Source organism: Polaromonas sp. (genome assembly GCF_012927455.1).
Classification (GTDB): Bacteria; Pseudomonadota; Gammaproteobacteria; order Burkholderiales; family Burkholderiaceae_C; genus Polaromonas.
The window spans coordinates 69,890-85,322 of the sequence record NZ_JABBPE010000008.1 but is presented as its reverse complement, the minus strand read 5'-3'; the positions used below and the strand labels follow the sequence as shown (position 1 = coordinate 85,322).

General features: G+C 61.2%; 16 protein-coding genes. 8 read left to right on the top strand and 8 right to left on the bottom strand.

All coding sequences use genetic code 11. The annotated features are described in order from the left end of the window. Position 1 precedes the first annotated feature (1 nt). A complete protein-coding gene (locus tag HHJ18_RS08970; RefSeq protein WP_296914165.1) occupies positions 2-487 on the bottom strand; it encodes a YajQ family cyclic di-GMP-binding protein in 486 nt (161 codons plus the stop codon). A gap of 52 nt (positions 488-539) precedes the next feature. Here HHJ18_RS08970 and murB point away from each other — a divergent pair, with 52 nt between their 5' ends. Beyond that, positions 540-1,604, top strand: a complete 1,065-nt coding sequence (gene murB, locus HHJ18_RS08965; RefSeq protein ID WP_296914162.1) for a UDP-N-acetylmuramate dehydrogenase — start codon at positions 540-542, stop codon at positions 1,602-1,604. Positions 1,605-1,741: 137 nt separating this feature from the next. Here the strand turns inward: murB and lspA are convergent, their stop codons facing one another. After that, complete coding sequence (gene lspA, locus HHJ18_RS08960; protein WP_296914159.1) at positions 1,742-2,263, bottom strand: signal peptidase II; 522 nt, start codon at positions 2,261-2,263, stop codon at positions 1,742-1,744. Positions 2,264-2,433: 170 nt separating this feature from the next. Next, entirely contained in the window at positions 2,434-4,704 is a 2,271-nt protein-coding gene (locus tag HHJ18_RS08955) for a heavy metal translocating P-type ATPase (protein ID WP_296914156.1), read from the bottom strand. Between the two features lie 79 nt (positions 4,705-4,783). On the opposite strand from HHJ18_RS08955, the gene cadR reads away from it, so the two are divergent. Next, positions 4,784-5,215 (top strand): Cd(II)/Pb(II)-responsive transcriptional regulator, encoded by a 432-nt coding sequence (gene cadR / locus HHJ18_RS08950; protein WP_296914155.1) that lies wholly within the window; start codon positions 4,784-4,786, stop codon positions 5,213-5,215. A gap of 415 nt (positions 5,216-5,630) precedes the next feature. On the opposite strand, the gene HHJ18_RS08945 is transcribed toward cadR, so the two are convergent. The 3 genes from HHJ18_RS08945 to HHJ18_RS08935 form a co-directional block, all read right to left on the bottom strand. After that, positions 5,631-6,029: a hypothetical protein gene (locus HHJ18_RS08945; RefSeq protein ID WP_296914153.1), complete on the bottom strand. Its 399-nt coding sequence runs from the start codon at positions 6,027-6,029 to the stop codon at positions 5,631-5,633. A 263-nt stretch (positions 6,030-6,292) separates the two neighbouring features. Beyond that, on the bottom strand, positions 6,293-7,630 hold the full coding sequence (gene argG, locus HHJ18_RS08940; protein WP_296914151.1) for an argininosuccinate synthase: 1,338 nt from the start codon (positions 7,628-7,630) through the stop codon (positions 6,293-6,295). A 37-nt stretch (positions 7,631-7,667) separates the two neighbouring features. Further along, on the bottom strand, positions 7,668-7,991 hold the full coding sequence (locus HHJ18_RS08935; RefSeq protein WP_296914147.1) for a pyrimidine/purine nucleoside phosphorylase: 324 nt from the start codon (positions 7,989-7,991) through the stop codon (positions 7,668-7,670). A 150-nt stretch (positions 7,992-8,141) separates the two neighbouring features. On the opposite strand from HHJ18_RS08935, the gene HHJ18_RS08930 reads away from it, so the two are divergent. Both HHJ18_RS08930 and HHJ18_RS08925 read left to right on the top strand, forming a co-directional pair. Beyond that, positions 8,142-8,717 (top strand): sigma-70 family RNA polymerase sigma factor, encoded by a 576-nt coding sequence (locus HHJ18_RS08930; protein ID WP_296914144.1) that lies wholly within the window; start codon positions 8,142-8,144, stop codon positions 8,715-8,717. Positions 8,718-8,946: 229 nt separating this feature from the next. Then, positions 8,947-9,720 carry an anti-sigma factor gene (locus HHJ18_RS08925; RefSeq protein WP_296914141.1) on the top strand — a complete coding sequence of 258 codons (774 nt, stop codon included), beginning with the start codon at positions 8,947-8,949 and terminating at the stop codon, positions 9,718-9,720. A gap of 94 nt (positions 9,721-9,814) precedes the next feature. On the opposite strand, the gene HHJ18_RS08920 is transcribed toward HHJ18_RS08925, so the two are convergent. Together HHJ18_RS08920 and HHJ18_RS08915 are read right to left on the bottom strand one after the other, a co-directional pair. After that, positions 9,815-10,561 (bottom strand): glycine zipper 2TM domain-containing protein, encoded by a 747-nt coding sequence (locus tag HHJ18_RS08920; RefSeq protein ID WP_296914138.1) that lies wholly within the window; start codon positions 10,559-10,561, stop codon positions 9,815-9,817. Positions 10,562-10,816: 255 nt separating this feature from the next. Then, positions 10,817-11,161 (bottom strand): arsenate reductase, encoded by a 345-nt coding sequence (locus tag HHJ18_RS08915; RefSeq protein WP_296914136.1) that lies wholly within the window; start codon positions 11,159-11,161, stop codon positions 10,817-10,819. Between the two features lie 251 nt (positions 11,162-11,412). Between HHJ18_RS08915 and pip the strand changes: the two genes are divergently transcribed. The 4 genes from pip (at position 11,413) to HHJ18_RS08895 (ending at position 15,394) form a co-directional block, all read left to right on the top strand. After that, a complete protein-coding gene (gene pip, locus HHJ18_RS08910) occupies positions 11,413-12,345 on the top strand; it encodes a prolyl aminopeptidase (RefSeq protein ID WP_296915156.1) in 933 nt (310 codons plus the stop codon). Between the two features lie 247 nt (positions 12,346-12,592). Further along, positions 12,593-13,903: a bifunctional tetrahydrofolate synthase/dihydrofolate synthase gene (gene folC / locus HHJ18_RS08905; protein WP_296914133.1), complete on the top strand. Its 1,311-nt coding sequence runs from the start codon at positions 12,593-12,595 to the stop codon at positions 13,901-13,903. A 127-nt stretch (positions 13,904-14,030) separates the two neighbouring features. Continuing rightward, positions 14,031-14,894 (top strand): SPOR domain-containing protein, encoded by an 864-nt coding sequence (locus HHJ18_RS08900; protein WP_296914130.1) that lies wholly within the window; start codon positions 14,031-14,033, stop codon positions 14,892-14,894. A gap of 14 nt (positions 14,895-14,908) precedes the next feature. Continuing rightward, the gene (locus HHJ18_RS08895; protein ID WP_296915154.1) at positions 14,909-15,394 is read left to right on the top strand and encodes a CvpA family protein; all 486 of its coding nucleotides are present in this window, start codon (positions 14,909-14,911) and stop codon (positions 15,392-15,394) included. Positions 15,395-15,433 lie beyond the last annotated feature (39 nt).

Here is a 15,433-nt window from a genome sequence, read left to right as displayed (position 1 = left end):
TTCAATCCCGCTGGTTGTCAAAACTCAGCGGAAAATCGCTGATTTCGGCGCGGATCAAGGCCTGCGCAGCTTGCAGGTCGTCGCGCTTGGCGCCTGTGATGCGGACCTTACCCTCCTGAATCGAGGCTTGCACCTTGATCTTGCTGCCCTTGATGAGCTGCTGGATTTTTTTGGCCTGTTCGGCTTCGATGCCGTCGCGCACCTTGGACACCTGCTTGACCTTATCGCCGCCTATTTTTTCGATCTTGCCGACGTCCAGAAAGCGAATGTCAACGCCGGCCTTGGTCAGTTTGCTGCGCAAGATGTCGCTCATCTGATCGATCTGGAAGTCGCTGTTACCAATCAGCGAGATTTCCTTGTCTTTCAGTTCAATCGCAGCCGGCGTGCCCTTGAAGTCAAATCGGGTTCCGATTTCCTTGGAGGTGTTTTCAACGGCGTTTTTGACCTTGACCAGATCGGTTTCAAGAACAGTATCAAAGGAGGGCATGGTGCAGGTCTTTGCTAGGAGTAATTGGTTGACGGGGTGAGACAATCCCTTCATGTTAGTCGAGAAAAACGTTCCCCTCCAGACCTCCAACACCTTTGGCATCGTCGCCAAGGCGCTCACCTTGGTGCGGGTGGGCAGCCAGGCCGATATTGCCGCCGTGCTGCAAAACCCGGCGCTGCGCGCTGCCGCCAAATTTGTCCTCGGCGGGGGCAGCAACATCGTGCTGACCGGCGATGTCAAAGCCTTGGTGCTCAAGGTCGAGATCACGGGCAGGCGGCTTGTCAGCGAGAACGCCAAGGCCTGGATTGTCGAAGCCGGCGCGGGTGAAAACTGGCACGATCTGGTTACCTGGACCCTGCAAAACGGCTACCCCGGCCTGGAAAACCTGGCGCTGATTCCGGGCACCGTCGGTGCGTCGCCCGTGCAAAACATAGGCGCCTACGGGGTAGAGCTGCAAGACCGTTTTGACTCGCTCGATGCCGTGGACTTGACGACCGGCCGGAGCTTCACGCTCAATGCAGCGCAGTGTGCGTTTGGCTACCGCGATTCAGTGTTCAAACACACGAGCAAACCCGACGCAGCCGGTCATTCAGGTTTCGGTCTGGCGGGCAAGGCGCTGATTACCAAGGTGCGGTTTGCACTGCCGAAAGCTTGGAAACCTGTGCTGGGCTATGCGGATATCGAGAAAAAGCGTCTGCAGTCCAGTATTGACGTGCCTGATGCGCTACAAATTTATGAGTGGATCTGCGAGATCCGCAAGGCCAAGCTGCCCGATCCCAAGCTCATCGGCAATGCCGGCAGCTTCTTCAAGAACCCGACCGTTTCGCCCGAACAATGCGCCGACATCATCCAGCGCGAGCCCAAGATTGTTCACTACCAGCTGGCCGACGGCTCGGTCAAGCTCGCTGCGGGCTGGCTGATCGATGCCTGCGGCTGGCGCGGCAAGTCCATCGGCAACGCCGGCGTCTATGAGAAACAGGCGCTGGTGCTCGTCAATCGCGGCGGTGCCGGCCATCCGGTGACCGGCGGTGAAGTGATGACGCTGGCCAAGGCGATCCAGACCAGCGTCTATGAGCGCTTTGGCCTGCGGCTGGAGCCCGAACCAGTGGTGGTTTGAGGCCTTCACCCAGCTCCTTTTGCTATCATTAACATAGCTGTTTACGCTCATGTCTATTGGGCTAGGGCCTGATTTGACTCGTAAAGGTATTCGCGTATTCGCGTATTTTCTACTGGCGCGGGCTGGTGGTCATGGCCTTAGCTGGCACCTTGTTGCTCTTCAGTGGCCGGTTTCGAAGTGCCTTGTCGCAACGCGCTCATGATCAGCAGCAGGGCCGCTGTGCTGACGCAGATGTCGGCGAAGTTAAAGGCTGGCCAGTGCCAGTTGCGCCAGTACAAATCGAGGTAGTCCACCACAGCGCCGATGCGCAGCCGGTCGCAAGCGTTGCCCAATGCGCCGGCGATAAGCAGCGAATAAGCCAGCGCTTCAAACTTCGACGCAACACCGCGCCACAGCAACACGCCCAGGACGGCGCTGACTGCGAAGGCGATAGCCGTGAAGAAGTAGCGTTGCCAACCACCTGCATCGGCCAAAAACGAAAAGGCGGCGCCCGGATTCAGCACATAAACCCAGTTGAAACCGGTCACGATGGGCAGGCTGTCGTACAGCTGCATGGTCTGGGTCACGCCCAATTTAATGGCCTGGTCGATCGCCCACAAAACAGCGGCAAGCGTCAGCCAGCGCCAGCGCGCTGCACGGGTTGAAGTCACCGGCGTCATTTGCAGGGGTCCTTGACGCTGGGTTTTGCGTCCACAGTCACCTCTTGTTTGCGTACCACCGCCATGGCGGCCGAACAGCTATCAAAAATGCGCATTACCTGCACTCCATTTAAGTTTGAATGTCTAGCCACCCCGATGGTTGGAAAAGCCTTCTGGCCAACGAATGCCCACTACTTGCGCAGCAACCGCAAGCCATTGGCAATCACCAGCAAGCTAGCCCCCACATCGGCAAAGACCGCCATCCACATGGTGCCGGTACCGATCAGCGTCAGAACCAGGAAGACGGCCTTGATGCCCAGCGCCAGCGCGATGTTTTGCACCAGCAGCGCGTGGGTGTGGCGAGACAGGCGCACAAAGCGCGGCAGCTTGCGCAGGTCGTCGTCCATCAGGGCCACATCGGCGGTTTCAATCGCTGTTCCGGTGCCGGCTGCACCCATCGCAAAACCGATGTCAGCGCGTGCCAGCGCGGGTGCATCGTTGATGCCGTCGCCGACCATGCCGACTGAACCGGCCTTGCCCATCTTGCTTTCAATCGCTTTGAGTTTGTCCTCGGGCAGCAGATCGCCGCGCGCTTCGTCAATGCCGACCTGTTGGGCAATCGCCTTGGCCGTGTGGGCGTTGTCGCCGGTCAGCATGACGGTCTTGATACCCAGGGCATGGAGTTCGGCAATCGCCTGGCGGCTGCTGTCCTTGACGGTGTCGGCCACGGCAAACAGGCCCAGCACGTCTTGCTCGTCAGCCAGAAGAATGACCGTCTTGCCTTGTTGCTCCAGCGTTGACAAACGTGCCTCAAGCTCGTCCGAACACTTGCCCAGCTCGTGAATCAGGCGGTGATTGCCTACGTAGTAGGGCTTGCCATCAATGATGCCTTTGGTGCCGCGTCCGGGCAGTGCTTCAAAGCCCTCGACGTCGCGCAGCGCCACCGCGTCGCGTTTGGCCGCGTCGGCCAGGGCGCGTGACACCGGGTGGTCCGAGCGGCTGGCCAGACTCGCCGCCAGGCTTCTAACCTCGGCCTCGCTGCTGCCCTTGAGCAAAACGAAGTTCGTCTGCACGGGCTTGCCGTGGGTGAGGGTGCCGGTCTTGTCGAGGGCCAGCCAGGCCAGTTTGCGGCCTGCTTCCAAATAGACGCCGCCCTTGATCAGAATGCCCTGGCGCGCGGCCGCGGCCAGGCCGCTGACGATGGTCACGGGCGTCGAGATGACTAGCGCGCACGGGCAGGCAATGACCAGCAACACCAGCGCCTTGTAGACCCATTCAAACCAGTCCCCCCCCATTAGCAGTGGCGGAAAAATGGCGATCGCCAGCGCGATGACAAAGATCACGGGGGTGTAGATCCGCGCGAATTGATCGACGAATCGCTGGGTAGGCGCCCGCGCGCCTTGCGCCGCTTCAACCGCATGAATGATGCGTGCGAGGGTGCTGTCGCCTGCTACCGCGGTCACGGCGTATTCAAAAGAGCCGGACTCGTTGATCGTTCCGGCGAACACCGGGTCGCCCTCGGTTTTTTCGACCGGCAGGCTTTCGCCGGTGATGGGTGCCTGGTTGATGCTGGAGCGGCCGCTGACGATTTTTCCGTCCAGCGCAATGCGCTCACCGGGTTTGACACGCACATGCGCATCGAGCTGCACTGACTTGGCAGCGACATCGCTCCATGTGCCGTCGCTCTGCAACACCGTGGCGCGTTCCGGTGCCAGCTGGATCAGGCCTTTGATGGCATTGCGCGCCCGGTCAAGTGACTTGGCCTCAATCAGCTCGGCCACGGTGAAGAGCACCATCACCATGGCGCCTTCCGCCCATTGACCGAGGACAAATGCGCCGGTCACGGCAATGCTCATCAGCGCATTGATGTTGAGGTTGCCGTTGCGGATGGCTATCCAGCCCTTTTTGTAAGTGGTCAGGCCGCAAGACAGAACCGCCACGGCTGCCAGCAAAGCGGCCACCCAGGCGGGCAAACCCGCCCAGTTGGCGGCCTCTGACCCAACGGCGGCAACGCCCGCCAGCGCTAGCGGCCACCAAGGCTTCGCGGGCTCGGATGCGGGCTCGGCCTGCGCTTGAGCGTCGCTGGCAAGCTCTGGCGTGAAACCGAGCGAGCGCACGGCGGCCAGAATCGGCGCGATGATTTTCGGGTCGTGTGTCACGGTCAACATGCGCTGCATCAGGTTGAATTCCATGCTAACCACACCGGCCATGCCGCCCAGCTTGCTGCGCAACAGCCCTTCTTCAGTCGGGCAGTCCATCTGCATGATGCGGATTGGCGTTTGCACGTCGCGGCTGCTTGCGACCGCTTTGCCGGGAATCGCCGTGGAGATCGACGCCGGCATGGGTGCCGGCATTGGTGCCGCAGCGCCGCAGCAGTCCGCGCCGCCGTGGCTACGCGCGGAAGGTTTGCCGTGGTCAGGCACATCGTGTGCGTCATGATCATGCGTTTTTTGAGCGGTCATCAGGGGCTTTCCAAATTGCTTTTCCTGATTAAACAAGCTGAAGCTACTATAGAGTCAACCTGTTTTTAGAGATACCTTCATGAAAATCGGAGAATTGGCGCAGGTAGCGCAATGCACCGTGGAGACGGTGCGGTACTACGAAAAAGAGGGCCTGCTCAGCGCGCCGCCCCGCACGTCGGGAAACTTTCGTATTTATGGTGCAGAGCATGTCGAGCGGCTGCGCTTTATACGCAACTGCCGTGCGCTAGATCTGAGCCACGACGAAATACACGCGCTGCTGGCCCTTGCCGATAAGCCCGCAGAAGACTGCGGCGCCATCAACGACGTGTTTGATCAGCACATCGCGCATGTCGATGAGCGCATACGCGAACTGGCGCAGCTCAAACTGCAATTGGACGCGCTGCGCACGAAATGCCAGACCGCGCAGGCGGTCGATGCCTGCGGAATTCTGCACGGCCTGGCTGCGATGGAAACCGAACCCAGGCAAGAGCGCCATACCCACCTGGGTTGAATTGACGCCAGCCCCGGGCCGGGCTGGGTTCCGGGTTGTCGCATCCGTTGCAAAGCGCCGCCCAAGCGTTGCGCCCACGCCTTGTGATTTAGGGTTGGCGACCGGTGGTACTGCTGCTTTTGCTACTATTTTTATAGCTGCTTGCGCCCGTATTAATTGGGCTACAGGCCTATTCTGCTAAAAAATGGGCCGCTGCTGACCGACAGCCTGTCAGGATTCACGTCGCTTCTTCCGCGCCCACTTAAGCGCCCTTTGGGTGCGGGGTGGACTTAAGTTCGCCTTTTTGTAGGCGGACAGAATGTCTGGTTCAAATGCTTCAAGATTTTTTATCTGGATTGCTTCTTAAGGTCAGCCACTTGCCGTTGAGGAGGAGTCCACACACGAGGTGTTAGGTCTTGCTGCCTTTGGCCACGGCTTACGCATGGCTCTGAAGACGAAGGCGTGGCATGACGGCGAGAACCAGGAGCAAGACAAGGTAGACGGAGCCTGAAACCTTGTCTCGGCTATTGAGGAATTCGGCGAGCGTTTGACTTTGGAGGACAACCGCAAGGCCCAGCTCCGCGCAGACTGTCAAGGCAAGCGCAAGAAACCCTGCAGCTAAGGAACCACCAGTAGAACGTATCCCTGGAAAGCGCCGCAGGATGTAGCCAGCTGCGAGGAAGATCACAGCGGCCATGATGGGCATCTCCGCAAGTTCTGCCCAGCGTTCGCCTATGCGTGGTACGAGAAAAAGGACTCTGAACACGCCGAGCACAAAGCCAGAACCCAGCACGATTGCGAAGTAAGTTAGCCCGGCGAGAATAATCTTGTTCATGGGTGCGGGCCGCCAAACGGTTGAGTTGCAAGGCATAACGTAATTGTCAAAAACGCAGTCAAGTCCTTTTCAGAAAAGGATTTTTATGCATCAAGACATTTCAGCTAAATAAAATGCCCGCGAAACACCGCAGCAGTTTCGGCTACTAGAATTCCCAGCCTTCCCCCACCACAGTGGGAGAAAAAGAATTTGGATTCTTGAATGTTTGCTATAAATTTAGTAGCTTATAACGTCCGATTTCAAGGGGCTAAAGACCAAATCTGTCATTCACCTTTGTCGCCCGATAACTTGAGCAAATCCCCGCCCGTGCCCAGCGACAGCAGGCCGCTTTTGGCATAAATCCCCAGCTTGGCCCGCGTGTCCACAATGTCCAGATTGCGCATGGTGAGCTGGCCGATGCGGTCCAGCGGCGTGAACATCGACTCGCCTTTTTCCATGGTCAGGCGCTCGGGGTGGTAGGTCAGGTTGCTAGATTCGGTGTTGAGGAGGGAGTAGTCGTTGCCGCGACGAAGTTCAACGGTGACTTCGCCAGTGATGGCGCTGGCGACCCAGCGCTGCGCGGTCTCGCGCAGCATGATGGCCTGCGAATCGAACCAGCGGCCCTGGTACAGCAGGCGGCCCAGCTTGCGGCCGTTGTCGCGGTACTGCTCGATGGTGTCTTCGTTGTGGATGCCGGTGACCAGACGCTCGTAGGCAATGAACAGCAGTGCCAGGCCCGGCGCCTCGTAGATGCCGCGGCTTTTGGCTTCGATGATGCGGTTTTCGATCTGGTCGCTCATGCCCAGACCGTGGCGACCGCCTATGCGGTTGGCTTCGAGGATCAGCTCGACCAGGTCGGTGTACGCCACGCCGTTGAGGGCGACCGGCCGGCCCTCTTCAAAACGCACCGTGACTTCTTCGCGCTTGACTTCGACTTCGTCCTTCCAGAAAGCCACGCCCATGATGGGGTTGACGATCTTCATGCCGCTGCTCAGATGCTCCAGGTCTTTGGCCTCATGGGTGGCGCCCAGCATGTTGGAATCGGTTGAATAGGCTTTTTCGGCCGACATCTTGTAACCAAAGCCGGCTTCGGTCATGAAGGCCGACATTTCCGCGCGGCCGCCCAGTTCGTCGATGAACAGCTGGTCCAGCCACGGCTTGTAGATTTTCAGTGAAGGATTGGTCAGCAGGCCGTAGCGGTAAAAGCGCTCGATGTCGTTGCCCTTGAAGGTGCTGCCGTCGCCCCAGATGTTGACATCATCTTCCTTCATCGACGCCACCAGCATGGTGCCGGTGACGGCGCGCCCCAGCGGTGTGGTGTTGAAGTAGGTGACGCCGGCCGTCGTGATGTGAAAGGCGCCGGCCTGCAGCGCAGCCAGCCCCTCGGCGGCCAGCTGGCTGCGGCAATCAATCAGGCGCGCTTTTTCGGCGCCGTACTGCATCGCCTTGCGCGGAATCTCGTCGTAATCGGGTTCGTCGGGCTGGCCCAGGTTGGCGGTGTAGGCATAGGGCACGGCGCCCTTGAGCTTCATCCAGTGCAGTGCGGCGCTGGTGTCAAGACCGCCAGAAAAGGCGATGCCGACTTTCTGGCCGACGGGAAGGTGCTGAAGAATGGTGGCCATCGATAGGTTCCTGCGTGGTCTTGTAATGGGCTTGAAATTAGGCGAAGTGACAGATGTAGTGGTAGCCCGCGACATCCGCCACACGAATGTCGAAGCTCGAGTTGCCCGGTACGCTGAACTGCTCACCGGTCGAGGATTGGAGCCAGGCGTCGCTGCCAAGCAGTTTGTACTCGCAGCTGCCGGCCACGCATTCCATGATTTCGGGCGCACCGGTTGTGAAGGTCAGGGTGGCGGGCAGGATCACGCCGACTGATTTTTTCGTGCCGTCGGCCAGGGTGATGCCGTGACTCACGCATTTGCCGTCAAAGTAGACATTGGCTTTGGTGATGACGCTGATGTTGGCAATGGATTCGGTAGTCATGGAATGGTTTTGTAAACAGAAAAAAAGGGTCGCGACCAGCGCTTGGGCGCGCCAGCCGATTATTTTAGGTCACCCGCGCGGCCCGCCAAGGCCGCGCTGAATCCATCGGGCCGCTTACGGCGTATCTGCTAATGCCAGACAATGCAAATCATGAAGCCAGAAAACCCGGATAGTCAATTGATTGCGCTGCTTGGCCGGGTGGCCCTGGCCGATGAGTCGGCCCTGCGCGAGTTGTATGACCTGACCTCGTCCAAGCTCTATGGCGTCGCGGTGCGCGTGGTCAGCAAGCGCGAATGGGCTGAAGACGTGCTGCAGGAAGCTTATCTGAACATCTGGCGCATTGCGTGTGACTACAAGGCCACGCTGTCGCCGCCGATGGCCTGGATGGGTCTGGTGGTGCGCAGCCGAGGCCTTGATTTTTTACGCCGCCGCGCGTCCGAGCGTATCGACCGGATGCAGGAACTTGACGACATGATCTCTGACACCGTGGCGGGCGACGCCGCCAACCCGATGGACACGACGCAGGCCAGCGAGCAGGCCTGGGCCTTGCACCAATGCCTGAACCAGCTTGAGAACAAACAGCGTGAGGTGGTGAGTCTGGCCTATCTGCGCGATTTGAGCCACAGCGAGCTGGCCGGGCAGCTCAAGCTGCCCTTGGGTACTGTGAAAACCTGGATTCGTCGCGGGCTGGAACAGCTGCGTGGGTGTATGGCGAGGTTTGCGTAGATATGGCCCCCACGCTTTTCACTTCGTGTAATACGCTGCCCCCCAAGGGGGCGCTGCGCCTGCGGCCCGGCAAAGCCGGTTCCGCGGCCCCTGCTTGCGAATGCGGGAGCGGGACGGCGCGGGGTCTAACCCCCATGCTTTTCACTTCGTGTAATACCGTGCCCCCCGAGGGGGCTGAACTTCGCTTGGGGCGGCCCGGCACTTCGTTCGCGGCCCCAGAGATCGCGTCATGAACATCCAAAACAATCCCGTCTTGATGGAACAACTGGCGGCAAGTTATGCGCTGGGTACCCTGCGCGGCGGTGCGCGGCGCCGCTTTGAAACGCTGGCGCGCGACAACGCCACGCTGCGTGCCGCGGCGCTGATCTGGCAAGGCCGGCTGGCGTCTGTCGCTGAGCTGCAGCCGCAGGCGGCGCCCAGCCCGGTGGTGTGGCAGCGCATTGAAAACCTCGTCAAGGCCGAAAAACAGGCGCAAGCCATGCTGGCGGCACATGCCACCGCTAGCACGGCGGGCGGCTGGTGGGCCAGCCTGGGCCTGTGGCGCGGCGCGACCGGTGCAGCGGCCCTGGCCGCGGCGGTTGCGGTGGTGGCGGGCCTGAACCTGAACACGCGTTTGAGCGGGCAGCTGCAAGAGTTGACGGCCAAACTGGCTGCCACGCCCGAGGTGCAATACGTCGCGGTACTGGCTGACGACAAGGCCGAGGCTTCGATGCTGGTCACCTTCGACCCCAAAAACGGCCGGCTCTCGCTCAAGCGGGTAGGCGCTTTTCGCGAGCAGGCTGACAAGTCGCTGGAACTGTGGGCCTTGCCGCCCGGGGCGGCGCCGCAATCGCTGGGTGTGCTCAGCGCTGATCCGGTGGTCAGACTGACCGCAGCCGCCAGCGCCTTGCGGCAATTGCCCACGCTGGCCATCAGCCTAGAACCCAAGGGCGGCGTGCCTCCGGGCAGCGGGCCCAGCGGGCCGGTGCTGTTCAAAGGGGCGTTGATTCAGACGCCCCCATAGCCCTCGGCGAGCTTCGGTGCGGGCGCCGACCAAGGCCCGGTCAGGCACAAAAAAGGGCGTTCGCAACGCCCTTTTTTTTTCGCCTCAGTGAAGCTTAACGCCAGCGGCCATGTCCACCGCCAAAACCACGGCTGTAGCCGAAGTTCAGCGACAGCCCGATGGGCGGGTAATAGGGCGCGTAGTAGGCCGGCCGCGCGTAATACGGCTGGACGTAAACCGGTTGCGCTGGTGCGGCGTAATAAGTCGGGTATCCCACGGGCGCACTCATCATTGGCTGTTCATAAATTTGCTGTTGCTGCACCGGCGCCGGCTGCATGTAGGTTTGCGGTTGCGAAGGCTGATAGGGCTGAGGTGAAGGCTGCATGGCGCCTACCGGCGTCACCTGCAGCCGCACATACGAGCCCGGGTCGTTGGCCATTTGTACGTTGTACTGCGTGCTCTGGTATTCATAAACCACGTTGTAGTGGCTGGGGCGGTTTTCGTAGTAAGTCTGCGTGCTGCAGCGCTGCACGTTCTGCAACTGGTTGTTGGGGCCCTCGATGCGGTCACCGATCATCGCGCCGCCGACCAGGCCGATCACGGTGGCTGCCGCCCGGCCGCCGCCATTGCCGATGGCGTTACCGGCTGCACCGCCGGCCAAAGCGCCCATCAGCGCGCCCGCACCCGATTTGGGGGCTTGCGTGATGACGGCTTCGTTGTTGCAAACCTGGCGCGGCACGGCGACCTGCTGCACCACCGGTGTGCTGGAAATGACCCGCGCCAAAATGTCTTGGGCCGACGCGGGCGCAACGGCCAGACCGGCTGCGGCGGCGAGGGTGGAAATGCCAAGTGCTTTTTTCATGATTCAAACCTCTTCTCAGCACATCGCTGAAGCTGCGCCGTGTTGGCGGGTGCGGCGTCCCGTGCTGCCCGCACTGCTGATTACTCAGACTGGAAAAAAACTTGAGCGGGCTACGCCGATTTTAATAAATCTGAGTCATTTTGGCTTCGCGAGTTCAGTAAATCGAAGGTAAAGCCGGCGGCCACAACCAAGTCAGGAGGCAAAAACGCAACGTCCGTCCGGATTTTTCAATCCCGCATTGAAAGCCTCAAAGCCCTAAAACCGACATGCCCAGGCAGCCGCATCAAAGCCGACCGTGACTTCTGTTCCCCAATCGACCACCGGGCGCTTGATGACGCTGGGCTGAGCCCGCATCAGCGCTTGTGCGCTGGCGCTGTCAGTCACAGCGGCTTGCGCGGTGGCGTCCAGCTTGCGCCAGGTCGTGCCCTGACGATTGAGCAGCTTTTCCCAGCCGGCGGCCTGCGCCCACAGCGCCAGCTTGTCGGCGGGAACGCCCAATTTCTTGAAGTCATGAAACGCGTACGGTTGCCCGTTTTGGCTCAGCCAGGCGCGGGCCTTTTTGACGCTGTCGCAGTTGGGGATGCCGTAAACAGTGATCATGCCCGGATTTTGCCATGAATATTCATAAAATAGGCCTCTAGCCCAATACAGACGGGCGCAAGCAGCTATTAAATTAGGAGCATCGATGGTTCTCGGAACAGCCCGGCCAGAGCGGGCGAGGCAACCGGAGAATAATCCAGTGCAGAACCGGCGCTTTGGCGCTGGCCGCCGCCACCTGATGTGGCGACCTCTTTTTTGTTGGAGTTCGCATGACTGCTTCGGCCGCCTCTGTTGCCACCTCTGCCGGGAATTTGTACCCGCCCATCGCGCCGTTTCGCACCGGCGTCCTCGACACCGGCGATGGCCATTTGGTTTACTGGGAGTTGTGCGGCAACCCGCAGGGCCGGCCTGCGGTTTTCCTGCATGGCGGGCCGGGCTCAGGCTGCTCGCCCGATCACCGGCGGCTGTTTGACCCGGCGCGCTACTGCGTGCTGCTGTTTGACCAGCGCGGCTGCGGCCGTTCGCGCCCCCATGCTTCGCTGGAAAACAACACCACTTGGGACCTTGTCGCCGACATCGAGCGGCTGCGCGTCCTGCTGGGTGTCGAGCGCTGGCTGGTGTTTGGCGGCTCCTGGGGCAGCACGCTGGCGCTGGCCTATGCGCAAAGGCATGCGGCGCGGGTGTCGGCGCTCATCGTGCGCGGCATCTTCACGTTGCGCCGCGCCGAACTGCTCTGGTACTACCAGGAAGGGGCGTCCTGGCTGTTTCCTGATTTGTGGGAAGACTTCTTGGCGCCGATTCCGCCCGCCGAAAGCGGCGACCTGATAGCGGCCTACCGCAAGCGCCTGGTCGGCGCAGACCGGGCCGCGCAGTTAGCCGCCGCGCGCGCCTGGAGCCTGTGGGAAGGCCAGACCATCACGCTGCTGCCCGACCCGGCGGCCAGCGCCAAGCACGGCGACGATGATTTTGCGCTGGCGTTTGCGCGCATCGAAAACCACTATTTCGTGCACGCCGGCTGGCTCGAAGAGGGGCAGCTGATCCGCGATGCCGGCAAGCTCGCCGCTATTCCCGGCGTCATCGTGCAGGGCCGCTACGACATGGCTTGCCCGGCCAAAACCGCCTGGGACCTGCACCGCGCCTGGCCCGGCGCCGACTTTCATCTGGTGGACGATGCCGGCCACGCCTTTAACGAGCCCGGCATTCTGACGCAGCTAATTGCCGCCACCGACCGCTTCGCCGCTTGAGGCGGACACCAACGGGCGGTAGGAACTAGCCTCTTAATAAGCGGGGGCCGCTGGTCCGGCTCTGCCGGCCGCAGGCACCGCCCCCTGCAAGGGGGGAGGACGCTACACGAAGTGAGCGTCAACGGGGGTGTGCTCAGCCAGTCGGCCGCAGGCACCGCCCCCTGCAAGGGTGGAGGACACTACACGCAGTGAGCATCAACGGGGGTGAGCTTAGGGATACCCAGCTTGCGCGACAATGCCAGACTGTATGGAACAACTCACAACCCTGGACGACTGGCTGGCACATTGCGAGCGCTTGCACCCCAAAACCATAGACATGGGATTGGAGCGCGTGCGGGCGGTGGCGCAGCGCATGGGCCTGGCGTTTGCCTGCCCCGTCATCACGGTGGCCGGCACCAACGGCAAAGGCTCGACCTGCGCCATGCTCGAAGCTGTTTTGCTGCAGGCCGGTTACCGCACAGGGGTCTACACCTCGCCGCATCTGGTGCATTTCGAAGAGCGCTGCCGGGTCCGCGGCGACATCGTCAATGCTACTGATTTAATAGCTTGTTTCGCCCGTGTTGAAAGGGCCAGAGTCCAAAATGGCGATGAAATATCGCTGAGTTACTTTGAATTCACGACGCTGGCCATTTTGCAGTTGCTGGCCGATGCACCGCTCGACGTGGTGATCCTGGAAGTCGGCCTGGGCGGCCGGCTCGATGCGGTCAACATCCTGGACGCCGATTGCGCCGTCATCACTAGCATAGACCTGGACCACATGGAGTTGCTGGGCAACAACCGGGAAAGCATAGGCCGGGAAAAAGCCGGCATCATGCGCGCCGGCAAGCCGGTGGTGGTGAGCGACCCGGTGCCGCCGCAAAGCATTTTGGACCATGCCGCCGAAGTGGATGCCGACTTGTGGCGCCTGGGTCATGACTTTAATTTTTCGGGCGACAAGCAGCAGTGGGGCTGGGCCGGCCGCGGCAGGAGGTATGCGGGGCTGGCTTACCCGGCCCTGCGCGGCGCCAACCAGTTGGTCAACGCCGCCGGCGTGCTGGCCGCGCTGACGGCCTTGCGGGATCGCCTGCCGGTAACGGCGCAGGCCGTGCGCGTCGGCTTGTCCATGGTCGAACTGCCCGGGCGCTTCCAGATCATTCCCGGCCAGCCAACGCTGGTGCTCGATGTGGCGCACAACCCGCATTCGGTGGCGGCGCTGACCGCAAACCTCGACGCCATGGGTTACTACCCCTGCACCCACGCGGTGTTCGGCGCCATGGCCGACAAAGACCTGGCGCCCATGCTGGCGCGCATCGCCCCGCTGATTGACCAGTGGTATTTCACTGATCTGCCGACGCCGCGCGCGGCCAGCGCAGAGGATTTGCGCGCCAGATGGCAGGCGCTGAAGCTTCGTCCTGACGCCGGGGCCAGCGCTTACAAAAGCCCCGGGGAGGCTCTGCAGGCCGCCGTCAAGGCGGCAGACCCCGCTGATAGAATTGCTGTGTTCGGCTCGTTCTACACGGTGGGCGGCATTTTGAAGGACGGCGTGCCGCGTCTTCTGGCTCCGCACCTAGCTGCCTGACCTCAAGCGGGGCCGCAAAATCAGCCTTCAGACGAAGCTCTTGAGTCCGTGGCCCCTTTGCTCCCTTGAGACGGCCGATTGCCCACGTTAACCCTTTTGTTAACCTTTAACGGATTCAAGCCACACCATGCCGTTTTTCACTTTCCGTCGGGGCGGCTCATCGTCTGCTCCTCCTGCCGCGTCAGCTGCTCAAGCTGAAAGCGTCGAGGTCATGCGCAAACGCGCCAAGCACCGGCTGATCGGGTCGGCCGTGCTGGTGCTGATTGGCGTGGTCGGTTTTCCGCTGCTGTTTGACACGCAACCGCGCCCTGTCGCCGTCGATATCCCGATTGAAATTCCGGGTAAAAACGCCGTCAAGCCGCTGGTCCAGCCGGCACCGGCTCCCGCCACAGCACCGGCGCCGACGCCTGCGACGGCGCCGGTTGAAAAAGTGACAGAAAAGGTGGCCGACGCGGCCAGCCTTGCGCTCAAGGAAGAGATTTTGCCCTTTAAACCAGCCCCAGCCATTGTGGAGTCTGCGCCACCCGCTATTAAAAAGGAAGCAAAACCGGAGTCTAAGCCGGACCTGAAAGCGGAATCTAAGCCGGAACCGAAGGTAGCGGCCAAAGCTGAAGCCAAGCCTGAACCCAAACCATTCGCCAAGGTTGAAGCGAAACCGGCGCCCAAGGCTCCTGCCGCTGACGTGGAAAGTGCGCGCGCTACGGCGTTGCTGGAAGGTGAAACCCGCCCGGCAGCCAGCAAGAGCGCTGACGACGCAGCCAGCGGCCGCGTGGTGGTGCAAGTCGGGGCATTTTCTGATGAGGCCAAGGCCCGCGAAGCGCGCCTCAAGCTGGAAAAAGCGGGCCTGAAAACCTACACGCAGGTGGCGCAGACCAAGGACGGCAAACGCATCCGGGTTCGCGTCGGTCCGTTTGCCAACAAGGCCGATGCAGAAAAAGCCGCCAGCAAAATCAAAACGCTTGATTTGCCGGCCGCCATACTTAGCCTGTAAGCAGTTTGCAGATTTTGGCGGCGCTTGACTGGATTTTCCTGGCGGTGCTGGTCGCCTCCCTGGTTCTGGGCGCCTGGCGCGGGCTGGTGTACGAGGTGTTGTCGGTGCTGGGATGGGCTGTTTCGTTTTATGCGGCACAGTGGTTTGCGCCGCAGGTTGCGACGCTGCTGCCGCTGCAGGCGGCCGCCGAGCCGGTGCGTTATGCGGCGGCCTTTGTGCTGGTCTTTATCGCGGCGCTGTTTGCGGCAGGCTTGCTGGCCTTTTTGCTCAAGAAGCTGGTCGAAGCCATGGGTTTGCGCCCGGTAGACCGCACGCTGGGCGCGGCCTTTGGCGTGTTGCGCGGCCTGATCCTGTTGCTGGCGGCTACGGTGGTGATGAACATGACGGCGCTGCGCTCGAGCAGCTGGTGGCAGGAGTCCAGGGGCGCACCCTTGCTGGAGGCCACGCTGAGAGGCTTGAAGCCGGTGCTGCCGGAGCAGTTTGCCAAGTATCTGAATTAACTGTTCGAAGATCCTTTGAATCGCTTTTGAATCGCCTTT

Coding starts and splice junctions, on each gene's coding strand:
- HHJ18_RS08970 (WP_296914165.1), bottom strand. CDS start 487: ATGCCCTCCTTTGATACTGTTCTTGAAACCGATCTGGTCAAGGTCAAA.
- murB (WP_296914162.1), top strand. CDS start 540: ATGTTAGTCGAGAAAAACGTTCCCCTCCAGACCTCCAACACCTTTGGC.
- lspA (WP_296914159.1), bottom strand. CDS start 2,263: ATGACGCCGGTGACTTCAACCCGTGCAGCGCGCTGGCGCTGGCTGACG.
- HHJ18_RS08955 (WP_296914156.1), bottom strand. CDS start 4,704: ATGACCGCTCAAAAAACGCATGATCATGACGCACACGATGTGCCTGAC.
- cadR (WP_296914155.1), top strand. CDS start 4,784: ATGAAAATCGGAGAATTGGCGCAGGTAGCGCAATGCACCGTGGAGACG.
- HHJ18_RS08945 (WP_296914153.1), bottom strand. CDS start 6,029: ATGAACAAGATTATTCTCGCCGGGCTAACTTACTTCGCAATCGTGCTG.
- argG (WP_296914151.1), bottom strand. CDS start 7,630: ATGGCCACCATTCTTCAGCACCTTCCCGTCGGCCAGAAAGTCGGCATC.
- HHJ18_RS08935 (WP_296914147.1), bottom strand. CDS start 7,991: ATGACTACCGAATCCATTGCCAACATCAGCGTCATCACCAAAGCCAAT.
- HHJ18_RS08930 (WP_296914144.1), top strand. CDS start 8,142: ATGAAGCCAGAAAACCCGGATAGTCAATTGATTGCGCTGCTTGGCCGG.
- HHJ18_RS08925 (WP_296914141.1), top strand. CDS start 8,947: ATGAACATCCAAAACAATCCCGTCTTGATGGAACAACTGGCGGCAAGT.
- HHJ18_RS08920 (WP_296914138.1), bottom strand. CDS start 10,561: ATGAAAAAAGCACTTGGCATTTCCACCCTCGCCGCCGCAGCCGGTCTG.
- HHJ18_RS08915 (WP_296914136.1), bottom strand. CDS start 11,161: ATGATCACTGTTTACGGCATCCCCAACTGCGACAGCGTCAAAAAGGCC.
- folC (WP_296914133.1), top strand. CDS start 12,593: ATGGAACAACTCACAACCCTGGACGACTGGCTGGCACATTGCGAGCGC.
- HHJ18_RS08900 (WP_296914130.1), top strand. CDS start 14,031: ATGCCGTTTTTCACTTTCCGTCGGGGCGGCTCATCGTCTGCTCCTCCT.